Source organism: Cellulomonas sp. NPDC058312 (genome assembly GCF_042880135.1).
Classification (GTDB): domain Bacteria; phylum Actinomycetota; class Actinomycetes; order Actinomycetales; family Cellulomonadaceae; genus Cellulomonas.
Window position 1 is genome coordinate 528,770 of sequence record NZ_JBHVZE010000003.1, and the last position, 26,150, is coordinate 554,919.

Annotated in this window: 22 protein-coding genes; 15 read left to right on the forward strand and 7 right to left on the reverse strand. The window is 76.7% G+C overall.

The window, feature by feature from the left end:
* The first annotated feature begins 21 nt into the window (after window positions 1–21).
* The 3 genes from ACFVXN_RS11405 to trmB all read left to right on the forward strand — a co-directional run bounded on the left by ACFVXN_RS11405 (window position 22) and on the right by trmB (window position 3,025).
* Window positions 22–1,287 (forward strand): UDP-glucose dehydrogenase family protein, encoded by a 1,266-nt coding sequence (locus ACFVXN_RS11405; RefSeq protein WP_389232607.1) that lies wholly within the window; start codon window positions 22–24, stop codon window positions 1,285–1,287.
* A 155-nt stretch (window positions 1,288–1,442) separates the two neighbouring features.
* Entirely contained in the window at window positions 1,443–2,219 is a 777-nt protein-coding gene (locus ACFVXN_RS11410; RefSeq protein WP_389231932.1) for a VOC family protein, read from the forward strand.
* A 41-nt stretch (window positions 2,220–2,260) separates the two neighbouring features.
* Window positions 2,261–3,025 carry a tRNA (guanosine(46)-N7)-methyltransferase TrmB gene (gene trmB / locus ACFVXN_RS11415; protein ID WP_389231935.1) on the forward strand — a complete coding sequence of 255 codons (765 nt, stop codon included), beginning with the start codon at window positions 2,261–2,263 and terminating at the stop codon, window positions 3,023–3,025.
* A 146-nt stretch (window positions 3,026–3,171) separates the two neighbouring features.
* Here trmB and cydC read toward each other — a convergent pair whose 3' ends face one another.
* The 3 genes from cydC to ACFVXN_RS11430 all read right to left on the reverse strand — a co-directional run bounded on the left by cydC (window position 3,172) and on the right by ACFVXN_RS11430 (window position 7,463).
* Complete coding sequence (gene cydC, locus ACFVXN_RS11420) at window positions 3,172–4,938, reverse strand: thiol reductant ABC exporter subunit CydC (protein ID WP_389231938.1); 1,767 nt, start codon at window positions 4,936–4,938, stop codon at window positions 3,172–3,174.
* Window positions 4,935–6,890 carry an ABC transporter ATP-binding protein/permease gene (locus ACFVXN_RS11425; protein WP_389231941.1) on the reverse strand — a complete coding sequence of 652 codons (1,956 nt, stop codon included), beginning with the start codon at window positions 6,888–6,890 and terminating at the stop codon, window positions 4,935–4,937. Before ACFVXN_RS11425 ends, cydC begins: the two co-directional genes overlap by 4 nt.
* Window positions 6,891–7,073: 183 nt before the next feature.
* On the reverse strand, window positions 7,074–7,463 hold the full coding sequence (locus tag ACFVXN_RS11430; RefSeq protein WP_389232610.1) for a DUF5997 family protein: 390 nt from the start codon (window positions 7,461–7,463) through the stop codon (window positions 7,074–7,076).
* Between the two features lie 196 nt (window positions 7,464–7,659).
* On the opposite strand from ACFVXN_RS11430, the gene ACFVXN_RS11435 reads away from it, so the two are divergent.
* The 4 genes from ACFVXN_RS11435 to ACFVXN_RS11450 all read left to right on the forward strand — a co-directional run bounded on the left by ACFVXN_RS11435 (window position 7,660) and on the right by ACFVXN_RS11450 (window position 11,361).
* The gene (locus ACFVXN_RS11435; RefSeq protein ID WP_389231944.1) at window positions 7,660–8,520 is read left to right on the forward strand and encodes a LysR substrate-binding domain-containing protein; all 861 of its coding nucleotides are present in this window, start codon (window positions 7,660–7,662) and stop codon (window positions 8,518–8,520) included.
* Window positions 8,521–8,530: 10 nt separating this feature from the next.
* Window positions 8,531–9,265, forward strand: coding sequence for an NAD-dependent deacetylase (locus ACFVXN_RS11440; protein WP_389231948.1), 735 nt, complete (start codon window positions 8,531–8,533; stop codon window positions 9,263–9,265).
* 39 nt (window positions 9,266–9,304) lie between these two features.
* Complete coding sequence (locus tag ACFVXN_RS11445; RefSeq protein ID WP_389231951.1) at window positions 9,305–9,790, forward strand: hypothetical protein; 486 nt, start codon at window positions 9,305–9,307, stop codon at window positions 9,788–9,790.
* Window positions 9,791–9,879: 89 nt separating this feature from the next.
* Entirely contained in the window at window positions 9,880–11,361 is a 1,482-nt protein-coding gene (locus tag ACFVXN_RS11450) for a DHA2 family efflux MFS transporter permease subunit (RefSeq protein ID WP_389231954.1), read from the forward strand.
* An 18-nt stretch (window positions 11,362–11,379) separates the two neighbouring features.
* Here ACFVXN_RS11450 and ACFVXN_RS11455 read toward each other — a convergent pair whose 3' ends face one another.
* Window positions 11,380–12,177 carry a DUF3800 domain-containing protein gene (locus ACFVXN_RS11455; protein WP_389231957.1) on the reverse strand — a complete coding sequence of 266 codons (798 nt, stop codon included), beginning with the start codon at window positions 12,175–12,177 and terminating at the stop codon, window positions 11,380–11,382.
* A gap of 68 nt (window positions 12,178–12,245) precedes the next feature.
* On the opposite strand from ACFVXN_RS11455, the gene ACFVXN_RS11460 reads away from it, so the two are divergent.
* Together ACFVXN_RS11460 and ACFVXN_RS11465 are read left to right on the forward strand one after the other, a co-directional pair.
* Window positions 12,246–13,280, forward strand: a complete 1,035-nt coding sequence (locus tag ACFVXN_RS11460) for a LacI family DNA-binding transcriptional regulator (RefSeq protein ID WP_389231960.1) — start codon at window positions 12,246–12,248, stop codon at window positions 13,278–13,280.
* Window positions 13,281–13,341: 61 nt separating this feature from the next.
* The gene (locus ACFVXN_RS11465; RefSeq protein ID WP_389231963.1) at window positions 13,342–15,162 is read left to right on the forward strand and encodes a glycoside hydrolase family 2 protein; all 1,821 of its coding nucleotides are present in this window, start codon (window positions 13,342–13,344) and stop codon (window positions 15,160–15,162) included.
* Window positions 15,163–15,181: 19 nt separating this feature from the next.
* On the opposite strand, the gene ACFVXN_RS11470 is transcribed toward ACFVXN_RS11465, so the two are convergent.
* Window positions 15,182–15,541, reverse strand: a complete 360-nt coding sequence (locus ACFVXN_RS11470; RefSeq protein WP_389231967.1) for a DUF2249 domain-containing protein — start codon at window positions 15,539–15,541, stop codon at window positions 15,182–15,184.
* A gap of 60 nt (window positions 15,542–15,601) precedes the next feature.
* Window positions 15,602–16,339: a helix-turn-helix transcriptional regulator gene (locus ACFVXN_RS11475; protein ID WP_389231970.1), complete on the reverse strand. Its 738-nt coding sequence runs from the start codon at window positions 16,337–16,339 to the stop codon at window positions 15,602–15,604.
* Window positions 16,340–16,423: 84 nt separating this feature from the next.
* Here ACFVXN_RS11475 and ACFVXN_RS11480 point away from each other — a divergent pair, with 84 nt between their 5' ends.
* Entirely contained in the window at window positions 16,424–17,551 is a 1,128-nt protein-coding gene (locus ACFVXN_RS11480) for a hypothetical protein (protein WP_389231973.1), read from the forward strand.
* Window positions 17,548–20,244 (forward strand): multicopper oxidase domain-containing protein, encoded by a 2,697-nt coding sequence (locus ACFVXN_RS11485; RefSeq protein ID WP_389231976.1) that lies wholly within the window; start codon window positions 17,548–17,550, stop codon window positions 20,242–20,244. The genes ACFVXN_RS11480 and ACFVXN_RS11485 overlap by 4 nt, the downstream gene beginning before the upstream one ends.
* On the opposite strand, the gene ACFVXN_RS11490 is transcribed toward ACFVXN_RS11485, so the two are convergent.
* Complete coding sequence (locus ACFVXN_RS11490; protein ID WP_389231979.1) at window positions 20,217–20,828, reverse strand: hypothetical protein; 612 nt, start codon at window positions 20,826–20,828, stop codon at window positions 20,217–20,219. The genes ACFVXN_RS11485 and ACFVXN_RS11490 overlap by 28 nt on opposite strands.
* Before the next feature lie 116 nt (window positions 20,829–20,944).
* Here ACFVXN_RS11490 and ACFVXN_RS11495 point away from each other — a divergent pair, with 116 nt between their 5' ends.
* From ACFVXN_RS11495 to ACFVXN_RS11510, 4 genes are all read left to right on the forward strand, one after another.
* Window positions 20,945–22,216: a sensor histidine kinase gene (locus tag ACFVXN_RS11495; RefSeq protein WP_389231981.1), complete on the forward strand. Its 1,272-nt coding sequence runs from the start codon at window positions 20,945–20,947 to the stop codon at window positions 22,214–22,216.
* On the forward strand, window positions 22,213–22,869 hold the full coding sequence (locus tag ACFVXN_RS11500; protein ID WP_389231984.1) for a response regulator: 657 nt from the start codon (window positions 22,213–22,215) through the stop codon (window positions 22,867–22,869). The genes ACFVXN_RS11495 and ACFVXN_RS11500 overlap by 4 nt, the downstream gene beginning before the upstream one ends.
* A gap of 70 nt (window positions 22,870–22,939) precedes the next feature.
* Window positions 22,940–23,587, forward strand: coding sequence for a TetR/AcrR family transcriptional regulator (locus ACFVXN_RS11505; RefSeq protein WP_389231987.1), 648 nt, complete (start codon window positions 22,940–22,942; stop codon window positions 23,585–23,587).
* Window positions 23,588–23,625: 38 nt separating this feature from the next.
* Window positions 23,626–26,109, forward strand: coding sequence for an MMPL family transporter (locus tag ACFVXN_RS11510; protein WP_389231990.1), 2,484 nt, complete (start codon window positions 23,626–23,628; stop codon window positions 26,107–26,109).
* The last annotated feature ends 41 nt before the right edge of the window (window positions 26,110–26,150 follow it).

The following is a 26,150-nucleotide window of genomic DNA, read 5'->3' on the forward strand; positions in this document are numbered from 1 at the left end:
GGCGCGACCCACGCGGTCGCGATGGCCGAGCTCGGCTTCGAGGTCCTCGGGGCCGACACCGACCAGAGCAAGGTCGACGCCCTCGCCGCCGGCAAGGTGCCGTTCTACGAGCCCGGGCTCGACCCGCTGCTCGAGAAGCACCTCGCCACCGGCCGGCTGCGGTTCACCTCGGACCTGGAGGAGGCCGCACGGTTCGGCGACGTGCACTTCATCTGCGTCGGCACGCCGCAGATGAAGACCAGCCACGCCGCGAACCTGGCGTACGTGGAGTCCGCGGCGACCACCATCGCCCGGAACCTCACCAAGGACGCGCTGATCGTCGGCAAGTCGACCGTCCCGGTCGGCACCGCCGCGCGGCTGCGCACGCTGATCGCCGCCGAGCTCCCCGCGGGCCGCTCCGCCGAGCTGGTCTGGAACCCCGAGTTCCTGCGCGAGGGCAAGGCCGTCGACGACACGCTGCACCCCGACCGCATCGTGCTCGGCGGCACCAGCGCCCAGGCCGAGGCCACGCTCCGCGAGGTCTACGCCGGGCCGATCGCCGAGGGCACCCCGGTCGTCGTCTGCGACCTGCCCACCGCCGAGCTCGTCAAGGTCAGCGCCAACGCGTTCCTCGCCACGAAGATCTCGTTCATCAACGCGATCTCCACCGTGTGCGAGGCCGCCGGTGCCGACGTCACCGTCCTCGCCGACGCCCTCGGGCACGACGTGCGGATCGGCCGCCAGTTCCTCAACGCCGGCCTCGGGTTCGGCGGCGGCTGCCTCCCGAAGGACATCCGCGCGCTCATGCACCGCGCCAACGAGCTCGGGGCCTACCGGGCCTCGGCGCTGCTCCAGCAGGTCGACGAGATCAACATGGGCCAGCGCGAGCGCGTGCTGGACATGGCGGTCGAGGCCTGCGGCGGCTCCGTGCTGAACCGCCGGATCGGCGTCCTCGGTGCCGCCTTCAAGCCGGACACCGACGACGTCCGCGACTCGCCGGCGCTCAACGTCGCGGCGGCGCTGCACCTGCGCGGCGCCCAGGTCACCGTCTTCGACCCGGAGGCCGGCGACACCGCCCGCCGCTCGTTCCCGACGCTGTCCTACGCGACCTCCATCGAGGAGGCCGTCGAGGGCACCGACGTCGTGCTCGTGCTCACCGAGTGGGACGAGTTCGCGAACGCGGACGCCGAGAAGCTGGCCCCGCTGGCCACCCACGCCCGGGTGGTCGACGCGCGCGGCCGGCTCGACCCCGCGCGCTGGCGCGACGCCGGCTGGCAGTTCGCCGGGCTGGGTCGCACCGCCGCCTGACAGGCGGCCACGGTCGGGGGCGTCCCGGCAGCACGGCGCGCGGAGGGGGCGCCGGACTGCCGGGGCGCCCCTTCCGCGTGTCGGGGGGCGGTGGTCTGATGGGGGCTGCGGGCGGCTCGCGCCCCCGCACCCGCACCGACGCGAGGGGGACGACCATGAGCGTGCGCGAGGAGCCCTGGGACGAGGGGACGCCCTGCTGGGCGGAGCTCGCGGTCCCCGACCTGGAGCGCGGCCGCCGGTTCTACGGCGAGCTGCTCGGGTGGGAGTTCGCGATCGGGTCCGCGGAGACGGGCTACTACAGCGAGGGCCTGGTCGGCGGGCGGCGCGTCGCCGCGCTCAACGGGTACCGGCCCGACCCGACCGCGCCCGTGTCGTGGCTGACGTTCCTCGCCGCCGCCGACACGACCGCGACCGCCGCGCGCGCGACCACGGCCGGTGCCGTCGCCCTCGCCGGGCCGGTGGACGTCATGGGCTTCGGGCGGATGGCGGTGCTCGCCGACCCGGTCGGGGTGCCGTTCGCGGTGTGGCAGGCCGGCACGTCGCTGGGCGCCGAGGTCGTGAACGAGCCCGGCACGATGATCTGGAACGAGCACATGTCGGGCGACTGGACCCGCGCCCGCGACTTCTACACCGGCACGTTCGGGCTGACGCTCGAGGACATGAGCGCCCCGGGCTTCGACTACGCGACGCTGCAGCGCGGCGACCGGGCCGTCGGCGGGATCGGCGCCTGGGACGACGCCCCCGGCTGGCAGGTCTACTTCGGCGTGACGGACACCGACGCGACCACCGCGGCGGCCGAGCGGCTGGGCGGTGCGGTGGCCCTCGCCCCGCAGGACAGCACCTACGGCCGGCTCGCGTGGGTGGTCGGGCCGTTCGGGGAGCGCTTCTGGCTGATGTCGACCGACGAGGCCAGCACCCCCGCGGCACCCTGACCGCACCGGTGCGGGTGCGGCGCGCGACTACCCTCGACGCCGTGCCAGCACCCGACGACCACCCCGCCCGGCCCGGCGACGCGTTCCGGCACGCGTCCAAGGCGACCGGCGAGTCCGTCCGCACGTTCCACCCCCGCCGCGCGACCCTCGGTGCCCGCCGCGGCGACGCCCTCGACCGGCTCTGGCCCGCGCTCGGGTTCTCGGTGCACGACCCGGACCTCGGCCTCGCGCCGACCGGGCCCGACGGGACGCTCGACGCCGCGCGGCTGTTCGGCCGCACGGCGCCGGTGGTGCTCGAGATCGGCTCCGGCATGGGCGACGCGACCGCCGAGATGGCCGCCGCCGACCCCGCCCGCGACTACCTCGCCGTCGAGGCGCACCTGCCCGGCATCGCGCACCTGCTGACCCTCGTCGAGGACCGCGGGCTGACCAACGTCCGCGTCGCGCACGGGGACGCCCTCGACCTGGTCCGCCGGGTCGTCGCGCCCGGCTCGCTCGACGCGGTGCACGTGTTCTTCCCCGACCCGTGGCCCAAGGCCCGCCACCACAAGCGGCGCATCATCGCCCCGGCCCACGTCGCGCTGCTGCGCAGCCGGCTCGTGCTCGGCGGCACCCTGCACCTCGCCACCGACTGGGCGCCCTACGCGGAGCAGATGCTCGAGGTCGTGACCGCCGACGAGGGCCTGGCCAACGCGCACCCCGGGTACGCCCCGCGCCCCGCGCACCGCCCGGTCACCAAGTTCGAGCGCCGCGCCCTCGACGCCGGCCGCCCGGTCCACGACCTCGTCGCCACCCGCACCCGCTGACCCGCCCGACTCCCGCACCCTCCCCGGCGCCCACCCGGCCGACGAGAGGTCACGACACGCTGGCGCACCGGGGCGCCGCCCAGCGTGTCGTGACCTCTCGTCGCCGGCGCGCGCGAGGGTGCGGGGTGCGGGGTGCGGGGTGCGGGTCAGGCCCGGGGCGGGAGGCGGACGACGCGGTCGGCGGTGCGGACCGCGCCCGGGCGGTGGGCGATGACCAGGACCGTGCGGCCGCGGGCGGCCTCGGCCAGGGCGTCCTGGATCTCGGCCTCGGTGGCGACGTCGAGCTGACTGGTCGCCTCGTCGAGCACCAGCACGGGCGCGTCCAGGAGCAGCGCGCGGGCGATCGCGACCCGCTGCCGCTGACCGCCGGACAGCCGCTCCCCCATCTCGCCGACCCGGGTCTCGTAGCCGTCGGGCATCGCCACGACCGCGTCGTGCAGCGCGGCGCGACGGCAAGCCTCGACGAGCTGCTCGTCGGTCGCGTCGGGCGCGGCGAGGCGGAGGTTGGCGGCGAGGGTGTCGTTGAACAGGTAGGTCGTCTGCGACACGACGGCCACGTGCCGGCGCAGCTCGTCGAGCGACACGTCGCGGACGTCGACCCCGCCCAGCAGCACCCGGCCGGCGTCGGGGTCCCACGCGCGGGTCAGCAGGTTGACCAGCGTCGACTTCCCGGAGCCGGAGGCGCCGACGACCGCGGTGGTCTCCCCCGCCGGCACGTGCAGGTCCAGGCCGGTGAGCACCGGGCGGCGCTCGGGGGCGCTGCCGCCGGCGAGCGCGACGGCAGCGGGGTCGTCGGGGTCGACCTCCACCTGCGGGTAGGTGAACGCGACGCCCTCGAACCGGATGTCGAGCGGCCCGTCGGGCAGCGGCACCGGGTGCGCGGGCGAGGTGGTGGCGGGGGCGGCGTCGGTGATCCGCCAGATCCGGCGGGCGGACGCGAACGCCTGCTCCAGGTCGGGGGCGACGCCCTCGACGGCCAGGACGGGGGTGAACACCGCCAGCGCGAGCACGACCGCCACCGCGTAGTCGCCCCAGGCCAGCGCACCCGCGGAGACGCGCCCGGCACCGACCAGCGCGACCGTCACCACGGCACCGACCAGCAGCACGCCGTTCGCCGCCCGGCGGCGCGCGGTCCAGGTCGCGAGCGTGCCGAGACCGGCGTCGACGTCCTCGGCGAGCGCCCGGGCGTCGGCGCGGCGGCGGTCGGCCGCGCCGAACGCCAGGACCTCGCGGACGCCCTGCAGCGACTCGGTGACGAGCTGGGCGACGCGGCCGCGGGTGGCGCGGACGCGGGTCGCGGCGGCGGCGCTGGGGGTGCGGCCCCAGCCGGGCACGACGGCGCCGACGAGGACCAGGAACGGCAGCAGGACCAGCGCGAGCACCGGGTCGTAGCCGACGGCGAGCACGACGAGCACCACCACCGGCACGACCACGGCCGTCACCGCGGGCACGAGGGTGTGCGCGAAGAACACCTCGACGCGGTCGACGTCCTTGGTCGCGCGGTTCACCAGGTCGCCGGTGCGCCGGGACAGCACGCCCGCCGGCGACTGCGGGGCCAGCCGGTCGTAGAAGTCGACCCGCAGCAGGGCGAGCGCCCGGAACGCCACGCCGTGCCCCGAGAACTGCTCGAGGTAGCGCAGCACCCCCTTGGCCAGCGACATCACGACCAGCGTCCACACCACCGGGGCGACGGCGGCGTCCGGGTCCTGGGCGACCCGCGCGACGCCCCAGGCGCTGACGCCGAGCAGGCCGATGCCGAGCAGCTGGGCCAGCACCCGGCAGACCAGCGACGCGGCGAGCGGCGCGAGGACCGGGCGACCGAACCGCACGAGCCGGCGGGAGACGGCCGTGCGGCTGAGCGGGGTGGCGGTCGAGGTCGGGGTCGCCGTGGGGCGGGCGGTGGCGGTGCTCACGGCGTGACCTCCTGGGCGGTGCCGGACAGGTCCAGCGCGCGGGCGTAGTACGAGTCGAGCGCGCCGAGCCGGTCGGGCGGGCCCTGCTCGACGATGCGGCCCTCCGCGAGCACCAGCACCTCGTCCACCCCGCGGACCGTGCTCAGCCGGTGCGCGACGACCACCACGGTGCGGCCCTCGCCGGCGCGGTCCAGGGCCTCGACCAGCGCCCGCTCGGACGCGGCGTCGACCTGGCTGGTGGGCTCGTCCAGCAGCAGCACGGGCGCGTCCTTCAGCAGCGCCCGGGCGACCGCGAGCCGCTGGGCCTGGCCGCCGGACAGCGACAGCCCGCGCTCGCCGACCCGGGTCGCGAGCCGGTCGGGGAACCCGCGCACGTCGTCGGCGAGGTTCGCCTCGGCGAGCACCGACCACAGCAGGTCGTCGTCGGCGTCGGGCGCGGCCAGCCGGAGGTTGTCGGCGAGGGTGCCGGTGAACAGGTACGTGCTCTGCGCGACGACGGCCGTCTGCGCGCGCACCCAGGCGACGGGGACGGTGGTGGCGTCGTGCCCGCCGACCCGCACCTGCCCGGAGCCGGGCCGCAGGTGGGCCTGGAGCAGCGCGGCGACCGTGCTCTTGCCGGAGCCGGACGGGCCGATCAGGGCGACCCGGCCCCCGCGCGGCACCGTGAACGAGACGTCGTCGAGCACCGAGCGCCCGCCCGGGTAGGCGAACGAGACGTGCTCCAGCGCGACGGCCTCGGGCGCCACGGCGCCGGCCCCGGGTGCCGGGTCGGCCGCCGGGCCCACGAGGGTGCTCGTCGCGGGGGCCCGGACGCCCGGCGCGTCGGCGGCGACCGCGTGCTGCGCGAGCAGGGTGTCGATCTCCCGCACCGCGGCGCGGCCGCCCATGCCGACGTAGAAGAACGACCCCACCCGGTCGAGCGGCTCGAGCAGCACCGTCGACACGAGCACCACCGCGACCGCCTGGCCCGGCGTGATCGCCCCGTCCCGCAGCCGCGCCATCGCCAGGCCCGCGGCCGCCGTGACCATCGCGAGCGAGAACGACGAGTCGATGACCAGCAGCACCAGCTGGTTGCGCGCCAGCAGGCGCATCACCATCCGGCGCAGCTGCTCGGCGCCGCGGGCGAGCTCGGCGCCCTTCGCGGCGGCCCGGCCGTACGCGGTCGAGGTCGGCAGGCCCTGGATCGCGTCGAGGAACTGGGCCGCGAACCGTCGCGCCGTCGTCCGGTACTGCACGGACACGCCGCGGAACGCCTTCTGGAACCCGCCGACCAGCAGCGGGATCGCCGGGAGCAGCAGCGCGAGCCAGCCCGCGAGCACCCAGTCGACGACCGCCCCGAGCGCGACGAGCGCGATCACCGGGACCGTCATCGAGGCGAGGATCGGGAACCGGAAGGTCACCTCGTACGACGCCGCGCGCTCGACGCCGTCGGTCGCCGTCGACACGAACCGGCCTGCGCGCTCCTGCGTGCGGAACGCGACGCCGAGCCGGAACACCTGGTCCAGCAGCACGTCGCGGCGTTGGGCCTCGCGCGGACCGACTGCGGCGAGGCTGACCCGCGGGCCCGCGAACGCCGCCGCGGCCATCACGACGACGCCGAGGACGAGCGCGACCACCGTGCCCGACGAGGTGCCCGCGCCGGTGCGCGCGCCGTCGAGCACCGCGCCGAGCGCCAGGTACACGGTCGTCGTGCCGGCGGCGACCACCCAGGTCAGCAGCGCGGGCAGCACGGCGGTGCGCCGCGGCAGCGGCGGGGTGGGGACGACCGGGGGGCCGACGGGCCCGGCACCCGGGCGACCGGGGTGCCCGCCGCCGGGGTGACCGGGGTGACCGCCGGGGTGCCGCGGATGCCCGCCGGCCTGGCCGGGGTGCCCGCCGCCCGGACGTCCCGGGTGCCCGCCGGGTCGCCCACCCGCTGCCGGACGGCCGGTGGCGGCGTGCGGTGCGGTCATGCGGGAGCCTCCGTGCAGGGTTCGCGGCCCCGTGCGGGTGGGGCTCATCGGTCAGCACCATGCCACCACCCGCGCCGGTCCCGCTCGCCGAGGGCGCATCCGGCACCACGAGGGCGCATCCCGCCTCATACGCCGTCGCAACGGCGAGTACGCCCTCGCGGGGGCGTCAGGGGCGCGGGGGCGTCAGGCGCGCGGGGCGTCCGGGGGCGTGGAGCGCTCGGCGGCGCGGGCGGCGTCGCGCTCGCGCAGGCGCTGCTCCTCGCGCTTGACCTCGGCCTGGGTCGCGCGCTCGCGGTGGAGCCACTCGGGGCTCTCGGCGATGATCGCGTCGATCTGCTCGGTGGTCAGCGGGTCGGTCAGCCCGGCCCGGCCGAGGCCCGACGTCGAGATGCGCAGCCGCGCGGCGACGACGGAGCGGGGGTGGGGTCCGGTGCGGCGCAGCTCGGTGAGCCACTCCGGGGGCGTGCGCTGCAGGGCGTCGAGCTGCTCGCGGGACACCGGGCCGGCCTGGAACTCCGCGGGCGTCGCGGGCAGGTAGACGCCGAGCTTCGCCGCCGCGGTCGCGGGCTTCATGGTCTGCGTGGTGCGCGCGCGGCGGGCGGGCGCGGCGCCGGCCTGCTCGGTGGTGCTGCCCTGCTCGGCGGGGCTGGCCGGGGCGGCGGGGCTGTCCTGCGGGTCGGAGGTCACCGCACCAGGATACGGACCGTGGGCGCCCCGCGTCGCCGCCCGCGCGGCACCCGCCCGGCGCCCCGCGGCTACGCTGGCCGCGATGTCCGAGCACCCCGCCGCCGCCGACCCCTCCGAGCTGGCCGGCCCGCCCCCCGAGCCGTCCGTCGCCGCCGTCGACGGGCCGCCGGACGGCGCCGTGTTCCGGCTGCTCCTGGTGCCGGGCGTCGTGCCCGCGTCGTGGGTGCGCACCTGGCGCGAGCGGGTCACCGACGTGCCGCTCGAGCTGGTGCACGCCCCCGCCGCCGACGCCCAGGACGTGCTCGCGGCGGGCGGGGCCGAGGCGGCTTTGCTGCGGCTGCCCGTCGACCGCGACCGGGTGTCCGCGATCCCGCTGTACACCGAGACCACGGTCGTCGTGCTGCCGAAGGACCACGAGCTGACGACGCTCGCCGAGGTCGGCCCGGACGACCTGGCCGAGGAGACCCTGATCACCCCCGCCGACGACGTGCTGCGCTGGGCCGACGCTCCCGGCGAGCCGTCGCTGCTCCCGCCGCCCGCGACCACCGAGGAGGCCGTCGCGCTGGTGGCCTCCGGTGTCGGGCTGCTGCTGGTCCCGCAGTCGCTCGCGCGGCTGCACCACCGGCGTGACCTCACCTACCGCCCGCTGACCGGGGCACCCGGCTCGCAGGCCGCCCTCGCCTGGCCGGCGGACCGCGACGGCGACCCGCTGGTCGAGGAGATGATCGGCATCGTCCGGGGCCGGACCGCGAACAGCTCCCGAGGACGGGCCGCGACGCCGGCGGCCGAGCCGGACGCGCGGAAGAAGAAGGCGTCCGAGCCCCCGAAGGGCCCCCGCCGCTCCGGTGGTGCCCCCGGGCAGAACCGCGGCGCACGCAAGGCCCCCGGGCGTGGGGCGGGCGGCGGCGGCAGGTCCGGCGGTCGCGGCGGCCGGGGCAGGTAGGCCCGTGCACATGCCCGCCCCGGGCCTGCGGGTCACGGTGCTCACCGGCGCCGGGATCTCCACGGGCTCCGGCATCCCCGACTTCCGCGGACCCGCCGGGACCTGGACGCGGCACCCCGAGCAGGCCGAGCTGCTGGAGATCGGCCGCTACGTCGCCGACCCGGACGTCCGGCGTCGCGGCTGGGCGATGTGGCGCGCGCACCCGGCGTGGGACGCCCGGCCGTCCGCCGGGCACCTCGCCCTGGTCGAGCTCGCCGCCGCGGACCGGCTGCAGGCGCTGCTCACCCAGAACTTCGACGGCCTGCACCAGGCCGCGGGGTCCGACCCCTCCGACGTCGTCGAGCTGCACGGCACGCTGCGCACGACGTCGTGCCTGGCGTGCGGGGACCGGCAGCCCACCCGGGACGTGCTCGCGCGGCTCGACGCCGAGCCCGACCCGCCGTGCACCGTCTGCGGCGGGGTGCTCAAGCCCGACGTCGTGTACTTCGGTGAGCGGCTGCCGGACCGCGCCCTCGAGCGCGCGATCGCGGCGGCTCAGGACGGTGACGTGCTGCTGGCGGTCGGCACGACCCTGACGGTCCAGCCCGTCGCGAGCCTCGCGGCGCTGGCCGTCGACTCCGGCGCCGAGCTGATCGTGGTCAACGCCGAACCCACCCCGTACGACCACCTCGCGGAGCGGGTGGTGCGCGAGCCGATCGAGGTCGCGCTGCCGCCGCTGGTCACGGAGCTGCTGGCCCGGGACTGACCGCTCATCCCGGCATCTGCCCGTGCCGATGTCGACCGGGTGACCCCTCGTCGGATCGTCCCCGCGCTCGTCCTCGCCGCGCTCGTCGTCGGGACGGTGGTCTACGCGGCGCCCTCGTGGTGGGAGGCCGGCCGGCAGCTCGCGGCCGAGCGTCGGTGGCCGGGCGAGCGCGCCGAGATCGAGTCGGCGCTCCTGGCGGTCGACCTCCCGGCGCGGTACGACCCCGTGTCGTGCGACGCGGACCCCGTCGCGGGGTCCGGTGACCGGTGCTGGCGGGTCACCGCGCTGCCCGAGGAGGTCGTCGACGAGCTCGGCACCGCGTTGCGCGGCGTCGCCGAGGACGTGCTCACGACGGTCGCCCCGCCAGGGCGGCACGGGTCGGTGGGCGCGGACGCCGTCGGCCTCGTGGCGGGGCGGACGGTCCAGCTGACCGCGTGGCGCGAGACCGACGCCGCCGCGCTCCCCGCGACCCCCTTCGGGTCGACGACCCTGGTGCGGCTCACCGCTGATCTCAGCGCACCCTGAGCACACCCCACCGCTTTCGTGTACCGCACAGGTGTCGTAAGGTCACGCAGCCCCTCCCCACCCCGTGCCGTCCCCTGCGAGGCTCCCGCATGTCCAGCACCGTCCGCCCCTGGCCCGCTCTGTGGGCGCTGGTCGTCGGGTTCTTCATGATCCTGGTCGACACGACCATCGTGTCCGTCGCGAACCCCGCGATCATGCGCGGCCTCGAGACCGACATCGACGCGGTCATCTGGGTGACCAGCGCGTACCTGCTGACCTACGCGGCGCCGCTGCTCGTCACCGGCCGCCTCGGCGACCGGTTCGGCCCGAAGCCCGTGTACCTGACCGGCCTGACGGTGTTCACGGTCGCGTCCGCGGCGTGCGGGCTCTCGACGTCCATCGGGATGCTCATCGCCGCCCGCGCCGTCCAGGGCCTCGGGGCCGCGCTGATGACGCCGCAGACGATGGCGGTCATCACCCGGCTGTTCCCGCCGGACAGCCGCGGCAAGGCGATGAGCCTGTGGGGCGCGGTCGCCGGCGTCGCCACCCTCGTCGGCCCGATCCTCGGCGGCGTGCTGGTCGACGGGCTCGGCTGGGAGTGGATCTTCTTCGTGAACGTGCCGGTCGGGGTCGTCGCGTTCGTGCTGGCGTGGCGGCTCGTGCCGCGGCTCGACACCCGCCCGCACCGGTTCGACGTCGTCGGCGTGGTGCTGTCCGCGGTCGGCATGTTCCTGCTGGTGTTCGGCATCCAGGAGGGCGAGTCCTACGACTGGGGGCTCATCGGCGGCTGGCTGCCCGTGTGGGGCCTCGTCGGCGGCGGCGTCCTGGTGCTCGCGGTGTTCGTGTGGCACCAGGGTCGGATGCGCGGCGAGCCCCTGCTGCCGCTGCGCCTGTTCCGCGACCGGAACTTCGCGCTCGCGAACGGCGCGATCAGCGCCCTCGGGTTCACGGTCACGTCGATGTCCCTGCCGCTGGTCTTCTACTACCAGCTGGTGCTCGGCTTCTCCCCGACCCGCTCGGCCCTGATGCTCGCGCCGATGGCCGTCATGACGCTGGTGCTGTCGCCGGTGATCGGCCGCCGCGTCGACACCGCGAACCCGCGCACCATCGCGCTGGCCGGGATGCTGCTGCAGGCGGTCGCGCTCGTCTGGTTCACGTTCTGGCTGACGCCCGACGCCGACCGGTGGGTCCGGCTGCTGCTTCCGAGCGCCCTGCTCGGCGTGGCGAACGCGTGCCTCTGGGCGCCGATCTCCTCCACCGCCACCCGCAACCTGCCGCGCGAGCTCGCCGGCGCCGGGTCCGGCGTGTTCAACACGACCCGGCAGATCGGTTCCGTCCTCGGGTCGGCCGCCATCGCCGGGCTGATCCAGGCGCGCCTGGTCGCCGAGCTCGGCCCGCAGGCCACCGGCTCCACCTCGGCCGCCGAGGCCGCAGGCACGCTGCCCGAGGCGATCGCGGGCGGCTTCTCCGACGCGATGGCCCAATCGCTGCTGCTGCCCGCGGGCATCGCGGTGGTCGGGGCGGTCGTGGTCGCGTTCTTCGCCGCGCCGCAGCGCGCGGGCGCGGACGCGCGGGTCCACGTCGGCCGCTGACGGGACGCCCGCGGAGGGTTATGCTGGCCGCGCGGACCCGCCCCACTCTCGTGGACCAGGCGGGTCTAGCTGTGTCCGGGGGGCGAGCAGGCGAGGGCCGCCGTGCGGGTCCCGCTGCGCGAGGTACCTCGGGTACCAGTCCCAGCCGAAGGCGTTGCCGGGGTACCGGTCGAGCGTGAGGTTGGCCGCGTAGGCCACGAGGTCGGCCATCTGGGTCCACTGCGACAGCCTGCTGTCGTGCGCCACCGGATCCTCGATCACGTGCCGCTCGTCGAGCCTGAGGCTCCGGTGCGCATCGCGGTAGTGCCGGTCGTCGCCGTCCATCGTGACGTGCCCGTAGGTCGCGTCCCTGCGGAGCTCGTCGTCCAGGGTGTGGACGAGGTCGGCGTACGCGGCGAACTTCGCCGCCCCGTAGCGCCGGCCGGCGTGGGCGCCGACCTGCCGGAACACCGCCCCGACACGCAGGTGCTCGCACGCCGCCAGCGTCTCGAGGCACCGGACCGCGACGGCGCGCCCGAGGTCCTTCCACAGGACCGCGCCACTGCGCCGGAACCGGACCGGCGGTTCGGTGGAGATCTGGGACCTGCCGTTGACGTACTTGGTGCAGTGCAGCTCCTGGGCGACCGGGACCGCGAACTCGTGGACGAGCGACTTGCGGAGGTCGAGCCAGGCGCGCAGAGCGGGCGCCCAGCCCGCCGGCGCGACCTCGACCCAGCCGTAGATCACCAGCCCGCTGCGATCGCTCCCCGAGTCGTCGACGTACAGCATGCGGCTGAGCTGCCCTGTCACGGGGTGGGGTCGAGGTCCGGTCGTCATCGCCGGACCGTAGCGCTCCGGCACAGTCGGCCGGCAAGCCCTTCCGGCCGCCCGCTAGGGTGCCCCGCATGGTTCGCAGCGGCGCGGTGACGCTCCAGGAGGTCGCGCGCGTCGCGGGCGTGTCCCCGCGGACGGTGTCGAACGTCGTGAACGGCTACCAGCACGTCGCCCCGGCCACCCGGGCGCGGGTGCAGGCCGCGATCGACGACCTGGGGTACCGCACCAACGCGGCGGCGCGGTCGCTGCGCACCGGGCGGACGGGGATGCTCGGCCTGGTGCTGCCGGCGCTGGACCAGCCGTACTTCGCGGAGCTGACCCGGGCGGTCGTCCGGGAGGCGACCGCCGCGGGGTTCACCGTGGTCGTCGACCAGACCGACGGGGACCCGGACCGGGAGCGCGAGCTGCTGCGCGGGCCGCGGGGGGCGATGTTCGACGGCGTGGTGCTGAGCCCGCTGGCGCTGACCCCGGCGGACCTGCGGGCCGCCGACCCGGACCGGCCGGTGGTGCTGCTCGGCGAGCGGCCGGCGGGGACGGCGTGCGACCACGTGCACATCGACGACGTCGCCGCGGCGCGGGAGGCGACGGCGCACCTGCTGGCCTCCGGGCGGTCGCGGGTCGGCGCGATCGGGTTGCAGTCGGGTCCGCGCGCGCAGACCGGGATGCAGCGGGCCGAGGGCTTCGCGCTGGCGCTGGCGGACGCGGGGCTGTCCCCGGAGCCCGGGCTGCTGCGGCACGTCGACGCCTACGACCGGGCGGCGGGGTTCGCGGCGATGTCCGACCTGCTCGACGGCCCGGACCGGCCCGACGCGGTGTTCTGCTTCTCCGACCTGCTGGCCGTGGGGGCGCTGCGGGCCTGCCTGTCCCGGGGGGTGCGGGTGCCGCAGGACGTCGCGCTGATCGGGTTCGACGACGTCGAGGAGTCCCGCTACCTGACGCCCTCGCTCAGCTCGGTACGCCCGGACCGGGACGCCATCGCGCGGGAGGCGGTCGGGCGGCTGCTGGCCCGGCTGGGCGACCCGACCGGTAGGGCTCCGGCGCAGGACGTGCTGGTCGCGCACACCCTGGCGGTGCGGGAGTCGACCGCGGTGGCGAACTCGGGGTGACGCCCGGCTTTGCCACGTGGCAAAGTGGGGCGCGACCGACCCGCGACCCCGAAGGACGACCATGACGACGACGTCAGCAGCCGACCGAGGCCTGCACCCGCGCCCCCAGCTGATCCGCCCCGACCGGTGGTGGTCCCTCGACGGCCCCTGGTCGTTCGGGTTCGACGACGCCGACGCCGGGCTGCGCGAGCGCTGGTACCGCCCCGGCGCCCCCGGCCTGGACCGCGAGATCCGGGTGCCGTTCCCGCCGGAGTCGACGGCGTCCGGCATCGGTGACCACGGCGACCACGCCGCGCTCTGGTACCGCCGCGTGTTCGCCGTGCCCGCCGGGCTGGGCGCCGACCGGCTGCTGCTGCACCTCGGGGCGGTCGACCACGCGGCGGACGTCTGGGTCGACGGGCAGCACGCCTGCCGGCACGAGGGCGGTCAGACGCCGTTCGGCGTCGACGTCACCGACCTGCTCGACCCGGAGGTGCCCGCCGACGGGCACGTCCTGGTGGTGCGCGCGACGGACGACCGCACCGACGTCGAGCAGCCGCGCGGGAAGCAGGACTGGCAGCCCGAGCAGCACGTCATCTGGTACCACCGCACCTCGGGGATCTGGCGCACGGTCTGGCTGGAGCAGGTGCCGGCCGTGGCGGTGGGGGCGCTGACCTGGCGGCCCGACGTGCCCGGCGGGCGCGTCGAGGTGCAGGTCCGGCTGCGCGCGACCGCACCGGCCGGCACCCGGGTCCGCGTCCGCCTGGCCCACGACGGCGAGGACCTCGGCGCGGTCGAGGTGCCGGTGCACGGCGAGGTCGCGCAGGCGACGGTCGCGATCCCCCGGCAGCAGAACGGCCAGGTCTACGAGCAGCTGCTCTGGTCCCCGGAGCACCCGGTGCTGCTCGACGCGGACGTCGACCTGCTCGACGCGGACGGGACGGTCCTGGACCACGTCGACGCGTACTGCGGGCTGCGCTCGGTGGCGGTCGACGGCGACGCGCTGATGCTGAACGACCGGCCGTTCTTCGTACGGGCGGTGCTCGAGCAGGGCTACTGGCCGGACTCGCACCTGACCCCGCCGAGCCCCGCCGCGCTGCGGGACGAGGTGGAGCTGACGCTGTCGCTCGGCTTCAACACGGTGCGGGTGCACCAGAAGGTCGAGGACCCCCGCTACCTCTACTGGTGCGACGTGCTGGGCCTGGCGGTCTGGGCGGAGACGGCGGGCGCGTACCGGTTCAGCGACGAGGCCGTCGCGCAGCTGACCCGCGAGTGGCTCGACGTCGTCCGCCGGGACGTCTCGCACCCGAGCATCATCGCGTGGGTGCCGTTCAACGAGTCGTGGGGCGTGCAGCACCTCGCGCACGACCCCGCGCAGCGCGCGTACACCCGGGCGCTCACCGCGCTGACCCGGGCGCTGGACCCGACGCGGCCGGTCATCTCGAACGACGGCTGGGAGCACACCGACTCCGACCTGCTCACCGTGCACGACTACGCGGACACCGGTGCGGCGCTCGCCGCGCGGTACGGCGACGCCGCCGCGGTCGCGGCCACGCTCGCCGGCACCGGGCCGGCGGGCCGGCGGATGTGGGTCGACCGGCCCGCGCCCGAGCCCGGGACGCTCCCCGTGCTGCTGTCGGAGTTCGGCGGCGTCTCGTACGCGCCCGGGGCCGCCGCGGGGTCCTGGGGCTACTCGGAGGCGCGCAGCCCCGAGGACCTCGAGGCGCGGCTCGCGGACCTGCTGGGCGCGGTGCACGCCTCGACCGTGCTGCGCGGGTTCTGCTACACGCAGCTGACCGACACGGGCCTCGAGACGAACGGCCTGTGCGACGAGCACCGTGTCCCGAAGCTGCCGGCCGAGACGATCCGGCGGATCGTGACGGGCCGGGTCGTGACGGGCTGAGGCGCGCCCCGGCCGCGGGTCAGGCGGTGGCGGGGGCCCGGCGCGTGATCTGCACGTGCCACGCGTCGGGCCCGTCCACCAGGTACGCGACGTCGATCGGCGCGCGCTCGGCGAGCTGCGCGAGCAGCGGCAGCGGCCGGTGCGGCGCGACCACGACGAGCGCGCCGCCCGGCGGGATCGCGTCGAACGCGCCGAGGACCGTCGCGTGCCGGATGGCGTGCGGGATCGACCGGACGTCCAGCACGGGCGCGGCGTCGTCGTGCTCGTGGCAGCCGCACGCGTGCCCTGCGGGCCCTGCGGTCGCAGCAGGCTCGGCGGTGGCAGCCGGGACGGCGGGCCGCTCGGGGGCGTGGCGCAGGATCTCGACGGGCTCGGTCACGGGGGTGCTCCTTCGGTGGGCCGCACCGACGTGGCGCGGGGGTGGGTGGTGGCGTGCGGGTCAGGACGCCTCGACGAGGTGCAGGTCGCACCGCCGGGGCCCCGCGAACGGGACGAGCCGGTCGGCGCGCACGGGCCCGCCGACCCGGTCGAGCACACCGCGCGCGAGGCCGAGGTGCACGGCGCACACGACCTCGGGGCGCGCGCGGGCCAGGTCGAGGAACGGGCACCGCCAGAGCCGGACGGTGGCCCCGTCGGCGTCCGGCTCGGGGTCGAAGCCGAGTCGGTCGAGGTGCGCGTGCAGGGCGCTCCGCTGGGCCTGCGCGGCGGCCTGCGCGGCGGAGGCCGCACGGGCGACCGGGCCGGGCAGGACGTCCAGCATCCGCTCCCCCGCCGCGACGGCCGCGGCGGCGACGTCGTCCGCCGGGGTGCCGTACGCGGCCAGCAGCAGCCGGGTGAGCCCGGCGCGCGCCGCCGCCTCGTCGAGCCCGCGCGCGGGGCCGGGGTCGAGACCGGTCCCGGGGCCGTCCGGGCCGGCGTCGGTCGCAGCCCGGTAGACGGTCCGCGGCCGGCCGCGGACCGCGCGCTGCTCGGGCTCGCGGCTGGCGAGACCGTCGGCGACGAGGTGGTCGAGGTGGCCGCGCAGGGTGTTGCCGTGCAGGCCGGTGCGGGCCGCGAGCGCCTGCACCGTCGTCGCGCCCTCGGTCCGGAGCAGGTGCAGCACCTCGAGCCGGCTGCTGGCGACGGCCGCACGTGGGCGCAGCGGCGGGCGTCCGCCGCGCGCGGGTCCGGTGGTCATGCGCGCCTGCCTCTCTGCCGTCGGGGTCGGGGTCGGGACCGAGGTCCCTGCCGTGCTGCCCTTCCGATTAAATACCCTCGAAGCGTGAATAATCCCGGGACCCCGGTCCCACGCCACGTCGTCCTGCTCGTCCCGGGCGGCCTCGCGCTGCTGGCCGGGCTGGACGCCGCCCTGCTGCGCCTCGGGCTCGGCGCGCCCGTCGCGGACGACCGCTGGGCCGACGTGCACGGGCCGCTGATGGTCCTGGGGTTCGTCGGGACGCTGGTGGCGCTGGAGCGCGCCGTCGCCGCCCGGCGCGCCTGGGCGCTCGCGTCGCCGGCGCTGCTGGGACTGGGCGGCCTGGCGCTGCTCGGCCCGCTCCCGCTCGCGGCCGGGCAGGGGGCGCTGGTCACAGGCGCCGCGCTCCTGATCGCCGTCTACGGGGTCGCGTGGCGGCGGCAGCCCGCGGCGGCCCTCGCGGTGCAGGTGCTCGGCGCGGTGCACGGGCTCGCGGCGGCGGTGCTCTGGCTCGCCGGCGTCCCCGTGCCGCACCTGGTGCCGACGCTCGCCGGGTTCCTCGTGCTGACCGTCGTCGGCGAGCGGCTGGAGCTGCTCCGGGTCGGCAACCCGTCGGCGCACGTCGAGACCGCCGTCTGGGGGCTGTCGCTCGGCTGGGCGGTCGCGAGCACGGTCGCCCTGCTGCACCCCGGCACGGGCTGGACCCTGCTGGGCGCGGTGCTGCTCGCCCTGGTGGCGGTGCTCGCCCGGTACGACGTCGCCCGGCGGACGGTCCGCGGCACGGGGCTGCCACGGTTCATGGCCGGGGCGATGCTCGGCGGGTACGCGTGGCTGGCCGTCGCCGGCGCGGTGTGGCTGGTGCACGGCCCGGTGCTGTCCGGCGCGGCGTACGACGCCGTGCTGCACTGCGTGTTCCTCGGGTTCGTGCTGTCGATGATCATGGCCCACGCCCCGGTGATCCTGCCCGCGGTGCTGCGCCGACCGCTGCCGTACCGCCCCGTGATGTACGCACCGCTCGCCCTGCTGCACGCGACCCTGCTGCTGCGGGTGCTGGTCGGGGACGCGCGCGGCGTCGACGTGGCGGTGCAGGTCGGCGGCGTGGGGAACGTCGTCGCGCTGCTGCTGTTCGTGGTCGTCGCCGTCGGCTCCGCGGTGCGCGGACCCGTGCGGGCGCGGACGCCGCGGGAACCGGCACCGGTCGGGAGCCCCGCGTGAGGCGCGCCGACCGGCACCTGCGCGCCAATCTGCTGGTCCTGGCGTGGCTGGCCGCGGCGGCGGTGGTCGCGGTGGCCCACCGGGCGCTGCCCGACGCCGGGTGGCTGATGGTGCACCTGCTGCTGCTCGGCGGGGTGAGCACCGCGATCCTGGTGTGGAGCCAGCACTTCGCGGACACGTTGCTGCGCCGCCCTGCCGGCCCGCGGGCCCTCGCGGTGCGGCTCGGCGTGCACACCGCCGGCACGCTGCTGGTGGTCGGCGGGGTCGTGGCCGGGAGCACGCCGGCCGTGGTGGCCGGGGCGGTCGGCGTCGCCGGGGCGGCGGTCGCCCAGACGGTCGGCATCGTCCGGCAGCGGCGCGGCGCCCTGCCCGGCCGGTTCCTGCACCTGGTCCGCTACTACCTGGTCGCCGGGGTGCTGCTGGTGCCCGGTGTCGCGTGCGGCGTGGTGCTCGCCCGTCTCGAGCCGGGGCCCCAGGGCTACGCGCGCTGGTACGTCGCGCACCTCGCGCTCACGCTGCTGGGCTGGGTCGCGGTGACCGTCGCCGGGACGCTCGCCGTGCTCTGGCCGACGGTGCTGCACGCCCGGATCGTCGCGGGCGCCGAGCGGGACGCCCGCCGCGCGCTGCCCCTGCTGGCCGCCGGGCCGGTGCTGATCGCCCTGGCCGCCGCCGTGGACCTGCGCCCGGTCGTGGCCGTCGGTGCGGCGGTCGGGCTGGTCGGCACCGGCCTGGTCGCGCGCGTGCTCGTCCAGCAGGCCCGCACGGCGCCCCCGCGCACGTTCGCGGCGTGGAGCCTGGCCGCGTCGGTGGCCTGGTGGGCGGGCACGACGGCGGCCTTCGCGGCGGTGGTCGTGGCCGCCGGGTCGTGGGCCGAGGCGGTGCCCCGCCTGACGGGCCTGGTGCCGGCGCTGGTCGTCGGGTTCGCGGCGCAGGTGCTGGGCGGCGCGCTGTCCGCCCTGCTGCCGGTCGTGCTCGGCGGCGGACCCGCGGTGTCGCGCCGGACGGCCGCCGAGCTGGACCGGTCCGCCGTCCTGCGCTGCGTGCTGCTGAACGGCGCGCTGCTGGTGTTCGTGACCCCCGCGCCGAGCGTGGTGCGCGTCGGGGTGTCGCTGCTCGGGCTCGCGGCGGCCGGGTGGTTCCTGGTGCTGGCCGTCCGCGCGGTGCGCGCGAGCCGGGACCGCGGGGCGGCGACCGCGGCAGCGACGCCACCCGCGCCACCCACGCCCGCCGCGCCGCCCGCGCCGCCCGCGCCCGAGCCCCCCGCCGTCGTCCGCGCCCGGCACCGCGGCGCCGCCACCGCCGGGGTCGGCGCGCTGCTGCTGGTCGTCGCCCTCGGTGTGGCCGCCGACCCGACCGCCGCGGGGCTGACCGGTCCGGTCGCCGGCGCGGGTGCCGACGTGGGGGCGACGGGCCGCACGACGACGGTCGCGGTCGAGGCCCGGGAGATGACGTTCGTCCCGTCCCGCATCGAGGTCCCGGCGGGCGACCGCCTGGTCCTGGAGGTCACGAACACCGACGGCACCGTCCACGACCTGGTGCTCGACGGCGGCGCGACGTCGGGCCGGCTGGCGCCCGGGGGCCGAGCGGTCGTCGACGTGGGCGTGGTCGGCGCGGACCTCGCGGGCTGGTGCTCGGTCGCCGGGCACCGGCTGATGGGGATGACGCTCGACGTCGTCGTCACCGGCGCCCCGCCGGCCGGGGACGCACCGGCGGGCGCCGCACCGGGCGGCGACGGGACCGCGGCAGCGCCCGACGACCACGCCGGGATGCACCACGGCGAGGACGGCACGGCGGCCGCCCCCGACGCGGCCGCCCTCGTGGACCCGGTGGCGACGCCGGACGCCGGCTTCGAGGCCCGGGACGCGGCCCTGCCCCCGGTGGGCCCGGGCACGACCCACCGCGTCACGCTGGCGGTCACCGAGACGGTGCAGGAGGTGGCGCCCGGCGTGACCCGCACCGCCTGGACGTTCGGCGGCACCGCTCCCGGTCCGGTGCTGCACGGGCGGGTCGGGGACACGTTCGTCATCACCCTGGTCAACGACGGCACGATCGGCCACTCGATCGACTTCCACGCCGGTGCGCTGGCGCCGGACGACGTCATGCGGACGATCCCGCCCGGGGAGACGCTCACGTACACGTTCACCGCCGAGCGGTCGGGGGTGTGGATGTACCACTGCTCGACCATGCCGATGAGCCTGCACATCGCCAACGGGATGACCGGCGCGGTCGTGATCGACCCGCCGGGGCTGCCGGAGGTCGACCGGGAGTACGTGCTGGTGCAGCAGGAGCTCTACCTCGGCGCGCAGGGCGGTCCCGCGGACGAGGCGGAGGTCGCCGCGCAGCAGCCCGACCTGCTGGCGTTCAACGGCTACGCCTGGCAGTACCGCGACCGCCCGCTCGAGGCCGCCGTCGGCGAGCGGGTCCGGGTGTGGGTGCTCGACGCGGGGCCGAACCGCGCGTCGTCGTTCCACGTGGTGGGCGGGCAGTTCGACACGGTGTTCCGCGAGGGCGACTGGGTCCTGCGCGACGGCGGGTCCACCGGGACCGGCGGGGCGCAGGTGCTCGCGCTGCAGCCCGCCGAGGGCGGGTTCGTGGAGCTGACGTTCCCCGAGGCGGGCACGTACCCGTTCGTCTCGCACGTGATGGGCGACGCCGAGCGCGGCGCTCAGGGGCGGTTCGCCGTGACCCCCTGAGCGTCGGCGCGGTCCTGCGACCCGCGGGGCGTGAGCATCTCCCACACCGGCCCGAACACCAGCCACCCCACGAGCACGACCGTCGCCCGCGCGCCCCAGCCGAGCAGCACCTCCTGCTGCTGGGCGGCGGCGTCGCCCGACCCCTGCGCGACCAGCAGCAGGACGCCGAGCACCGCCCACGCGACCACCCAGGCCAGCAGCACCCGCAGCCACAGCGCCCACTCGTGCCGGACCCGCACCGGTCCGTGCTTCGGGACCCGGACCGGGGCGGGACCGCCGAAGAACCGGTGCGCCACCCACGCGTCGACGGCGTGCACGGTCCGCTTGCCGAACGCCACCGTGAACCCGAGGTACAGCGCCGCGAGCCCGTGCGTCCAGGTGGCCTCGCTGCCCCGCAGCAGGTCGCCGACGGTCGCGACCAGCAGCACCACCTCCAGCAGGGGCTCGCACAGCAGCAGCACCGTCGACGTCCGCCGCAGGCGCAGCACGTAGCGGGCGACGACGGCGGCGGCCAGGAACACCCAGAAGGCGATCTCGCAGGCGACGACGAGGGCAGCGACCGGGTTCTCGCGGATGGCGTCCATGCGCCCACCGTCGCGGCGGCGGGGGGTCGGCGTCGTCGGCCGTCCGCACGATCTGCGTCGGGCGCGTCCTCCGTCCGGAGGACCCGCCGACGCCCGGCCCGTGCTGGGATGTCGGCATGCCCACCCGCCTGCCGCGGCCGACCCGGTGGCCCCGCCTCGACGACCGCGGGGTCGCGCTGGCCTACCTGCTCGTCGGACTGCTGCTGCACGCCGCGGGCATCAGCACGACCGGGGACGCACCGCTGCGCGGACCCGCCGCGACGGCCCTGCACGCCGGGCTGCTGCTCGCGGGCTGCGTGGCGCTGGCGGTCAAGCGCCGGCACCCCGCGGCGACGCTCGCGGTGGTGACGGCCGCGACGCTCGGGTCCGTGGTGGTGGGCGGGAGCCTCGGCCTGCTGCTCGCGCTGGTCGACGCGCTGTACACCGCGGCGGTGGTGCTCGCCCCGCGGGCGCGGCGCGCGCTGGTCGCCGTGGTCGTCGCGCTGACGGTCGCCGCCCCGGTCGCGGCGGCGCTGCTCGGCGGCGGGCTGCGGGAGGTGCTGGCGGCGCTGCTGCAGGCGGTCGCACTGCTGGTCACGCCGCTGTGGTGGGGGTCGGACGTGCGCAGCCGCACGGAGCTGGCCGCGTCCGAGGCGCGGCGCGCGACGCTCGAGCGGGAGCAGGCGGACCTGGCGCGCGCGCACGTGGTGGACGTGCAGCGGATCGCCGACCTCGACCGCGGCGCCGCCCTGCGTGAGGAGCGCGCCGCGATGGCCCGCGACCTGCACGACGTCGTGGCGAGCCGGCTGTCGGCCATCGCGATCCACGCGGAGGCCGCCCTGTCCGCACCGCCGGAGACCGCGCGGGACCGGGCCGCGCTCGCGGCGGTCCGGGCGGAGTCGGTGGCGTCGCTCGCGGAGATGCGGTCGATGATCCTGGTGCTGCGCGGCGGGGGCACCGGCGGCGCGGACACCCCAGCGGCGGGCGGCCTCGACCGCCTGGACGACCTCGTGGGGACCGCCCGGGACCGGGGCCTCGACGTCCGGGTGACCGACGGGGGGCGCCCCCCGCTGCCGGCCGTGGTCGACCACGCCGCGTACCGGATCGCGCACGAGGCGCTGACGAACGCCGCCGCGCACGGCCCGGCCGGTGGGCGGGTCGACGTGCGGGTGGCCGGGGTGGGCGCGGCGCTGGAGGTGGAGGTGCTGAGCGCGCTGAGCTCGCTGGGCGACCCCGGTCCCGACCCCGGCCCGCCCGGGCTCCCCGGGCCGGCGCTCGGCTCCGCGACCGGCCTGGTCACGATGGCCGAGCGGGCCCGCTCGCTCGGCGGCACCCTGACCGCCGGCCCGGACGGCGACCGGTGGCGCGTGCTCGCGGTGCTGCCGGTGGCCGGGGAGGTGACGGCGTGACGGTCCGGGTGCTGCTGGCCGACGACCACGGGGCGATCCGCACGGGGCTGCGGCTGATGCTGGAGCAGGCCGACGGCGTCACCGTGGTCGGCGAGGCGGCCGACGGCGCGGCGGCGGTCGCGAACGCGCGGGCGCTGCGGCCCGACGTCGTGCTGATGGACATCCGGATGCCCGGGACGGACGGCATCGAGGCGACCCGGCGGATCGTCGCCGAGGGCACGGCGCAGGTCGTGGCGCTGACCACGTTCGACCTCGACGAGTACCTCTTCGGGGTGCTGCGCGCCGGGGCGGTCGGGTTCCTGCTCAAGTCGGTCGGGGCCGCGGAGCTGGTGGACGCGGTCCGCCGGGTCGCCGCGGGCGACGGCGTGCTCGCGCCCGAGGTGACCCGCCGGGTGCTGGCGGGCATGACGGCGACGGCACCGGTCGCGCCCGGGCCGGCGGACGCACCCGCGGGGCTGGACCAGCTGACCGCCCGCGAGCGCGAGGTGCTCGTGCTGCTCGGCGAGGGCCGGTCGAACCAGCAGCTCGCCGACGCCCTGACCGTCTCGGAGACCACGGCGAAGACGCACGTCAGCCGGGTGCTCGCGAAGCTCGGCTGCCGGACGCGGCTCGAGGCGGCGGCGGTCGCGCACCGCGCGGGTCTGGTGACCTGAGCCACACCTGCCCGGTTTGCACCCGGTGCACGGTTGCACCGAGTGCACCCATCTGCCTACGGTCCTCCGCGTGACACTCGACCCTGGATCGACCGACCGGCGGGCGGCGCTCAAGGCGCGCTCCCGTCGCGCGATCCTCGACGCCGCCGACGCGCTGGTCCGCGAGCGCGGCGGCTCGCAGTTCAGCGTCGACGAGCTCGCCGAGCGCGCCGACGTCTCCCGCCGCACCGTGTTCAACCACTTCGGGTCGCTGGACGACGTCACCCTGACCATCTGCACCGAGCGGCTGGGCGACGTGATCCACGAGGTGCAGGCCGTCGCCAGCGCCACCCCCGTGGGCGACGGGAGCCGGGCGTCGATGTTCGACGAGCTCGCGCTGACCCTGCGCGGCGCCGACCTGCCCGCCGCGATCACCTACCTCGCCGGCGTGCTCGCGCCGATCGCCGAGGGGAACGACCCCCGCGCGCAGGCCCTCGCCCAGGAGGCGTTCTCCCGCGTCGCCGACCACCTGTCGAGCGAGCTCGTCCGGCGGCACCCCGCGGCCGAGGCGCTCGACGTCCAGCTGCTCGTCTCGTCCCTGGTGCACGGCGTCGCCGTCATCGCGATGCACTGGGTCACCACCACCGACCCCGCGGCGCCCGGTGCGCGCGACGCGTGGGACGCCCTCGTCGACCGGCTCATCCGCAGCGTCCGAGCCGGGTACATGCCGGAGCACTGACGCCCCGCACTCCCACCACCACCGAGAGAACAGGGATCATGGCAGGACTCCTCTACCGACTCGGGCGCTTCTCCGCCCGCCGCGCCTGGACCGTCGTCACGGCCTGGGTGGTCGTGCTCGGGCTCGCGGTCGCCGCGTACCTCGCGTTCGGCGGCACCCTCACCTCGGCCGTCACCATCCCCGGCACCGCGACCGAGAAGGTCACCGACCAGCTCCGCGAGCAGTTCCCCGCCGCGAGCGGCGGCAGCGGCACGGTGGTCTTCCACACCGGCGGCGACGAGGCGTTCACCGACGAGCAGCGGGCCGCGATCAGCGCCGCGCTCGCCGACCTCACCGACATCGACGGCGTCGCGGGCGTGATCGACCCGTTCCAGACCACCGCGGGCCTCGCCGAGCAGCAGGCGCAGATCGACGCGGGCCGCGAGCAGATCGCCGCGGGCGAGGCGCAGCTCGAGCAGGGCCAGGCCCAGCTCGACGCCGGTCAGGCGCAGCTCGACCAGCAGCGCGCCCAGGCCGAGGCCGCGGGGGCGCTCGCGCAGGCCCAGCCGCAGCTCGACGCCGCGCAGGCCGAGCTCGACGCCCAGCAGCAGGCCGCGGACGCGGGTCGCGCCGAGCTCGAGGCGCAGTCCACGCAGCTCGAGGACGGCGCCGCCCTGCTCGAGCTCGCCGGCGGGCTGCGGACCCTCTCGCCGGACGAGTCCGCCGCGATCGGCAACGTCTCGTTCGCCGAGTCGCAGTTCGAGGTCAGCACCGAGACCAAGGACGCCGTCGTCGCGTCGCTCGAGGACGCGGACCTGGCCGGCGCCTCCGTCGAGCTGTCCAACGACCTCACCCAGGGCGTCCCGAGCGTGCTCGGCCCGGGCGAGGTCATCGGCGTCGTGGTCGCCGGCATCGTGCTGCTCGTCATGCTCGGCACCGCGGTCGCCGCGGCCCTGCCGATCTTCTCCGCCCTGGTCGGCGTCGCCATCGGCGCGGTCGCGTCGCTCGCGCTGTCCGGCGCCGTCGACATGCTGTCGGTCACCCCGGTGCTCGGCATCATGCTCGGCCTGGCGGTCGGCATCGACTACTCGCTGTTCATCCTCAACCGGCACCGCCGCCAGCTGCGCGACGGGGTCGAGCTCGAGGAGTCCATCGGCCTGGCCAACGGCACCGCGGGCAACGCCGTCGTGTTCGCCGGGGCGACCGTGTTCGTCGCGCTGCTCGCGCTCAACGTCACGGGCATCCCGTTCCTCGGCCTGATGGGCACCGTCGGCGCGTTCTGCATCCTCGTGGCGGTCAGCCTCGCGATCACGCTGACCCCCGCGCTGCTGTCCCGGATCGGGCTGCGCGTGCTGCCGAAGAAGCAGCGGGCGCTGATCGGCCACGAGGAGCCGGAGCCGGTCCCCACCACGCCGATGCGCACCTCGCGGGCCGTGCTCACCCTCGTCGCCGGCCTCGCCGCGCTGCTCGTCATCGCCGTCCCGGCGCTGTCCATGCGGCTCGGCCTGCCCACCGGCGCGTCGGAGCCGGAGGAGTCCTCGCAGTACCAGGCGTACACGATCACCGCCGACAAGTTCGGCGCGGGCGTCAACGGCCCGCTGCTGGTCGTCGCCGACCTGCCCGAGGCCGTCGCCGAGGACGAGGTCGTCGGCGAGCAGGTCCGGATCGGCACCGCGCTCGCGGCGTTCGACGACGTCGCGGCGGTCGCCCCCATCGGCGCCAACGAGGCCGGCACGGTCCTCGCGTTCCAGGTGGTGCCGACCGACGGCCCCACCAGCGAGAGCACCGAGCAGCTGGTCCGCGACCTGCGGGACGCCTCGCCGCTCGACGGCGACGTGCGGCTCGGCGTCGCCGGGTCCACGAGCGCGAACATCGACGTGTCGGAGAAGCTGTCGAACGCGCTGCCCGGCTACCTCGGCATCGTCGTCGGGCTGTCGCTGCTCATCCTGATCCTCGTGTTCCGGTCGATCTTCGTGCCGGTCACCGCGACGCTCGGGTTCGTCCTGTCGCTGTTCGCGGGCCTCGGCGGCGTCGTCGCGATCTACCAGTGGGGCTGGCTCGGGTCCGTGTTCGGCGTCCACGACGCCGGGCCGGTGCTGAGCTTCCTGCCGATCATCGTCACCGGCGTGCTGTTCGGCCTCGCGATGGACTACCAGCTGTTCCTGGTCTCGGGGATGCGCGAGGCGTTCGCCCACGGGGTCGACGCCCGGGTCGCCGTCCGGCGCGGCCTGCACGCGGGCCGGGTCGTCGTCACCGCGGCGGCGATCATCATGGCGGCCGTGTTCTCCGGGTTCGTGTTCGCGGAGTCCGCGATCATCCGTCCGCTCGGCTTCGGTCTGGCGTTCGGCGTGCTGCTCGACGCGTTCGTGGTCCGCATGCTGCTGATCCCGGCCGTCATGCACCTGGCCGGGAAGTCGGCGTGGTGGATCCCGCGCTGGCTCGACCGGGTCCTCCCGGACGTGGACGTGGAGGGGGCCTCGCTCGAGCGCACCCACCCCCACCCCACCCACCGCACCACGGCGGACCCGACCCCCGGGGCCTGACCCGCGGCAGCTCCCGGAGTGGAAGGTTCCTGCTCGACTCG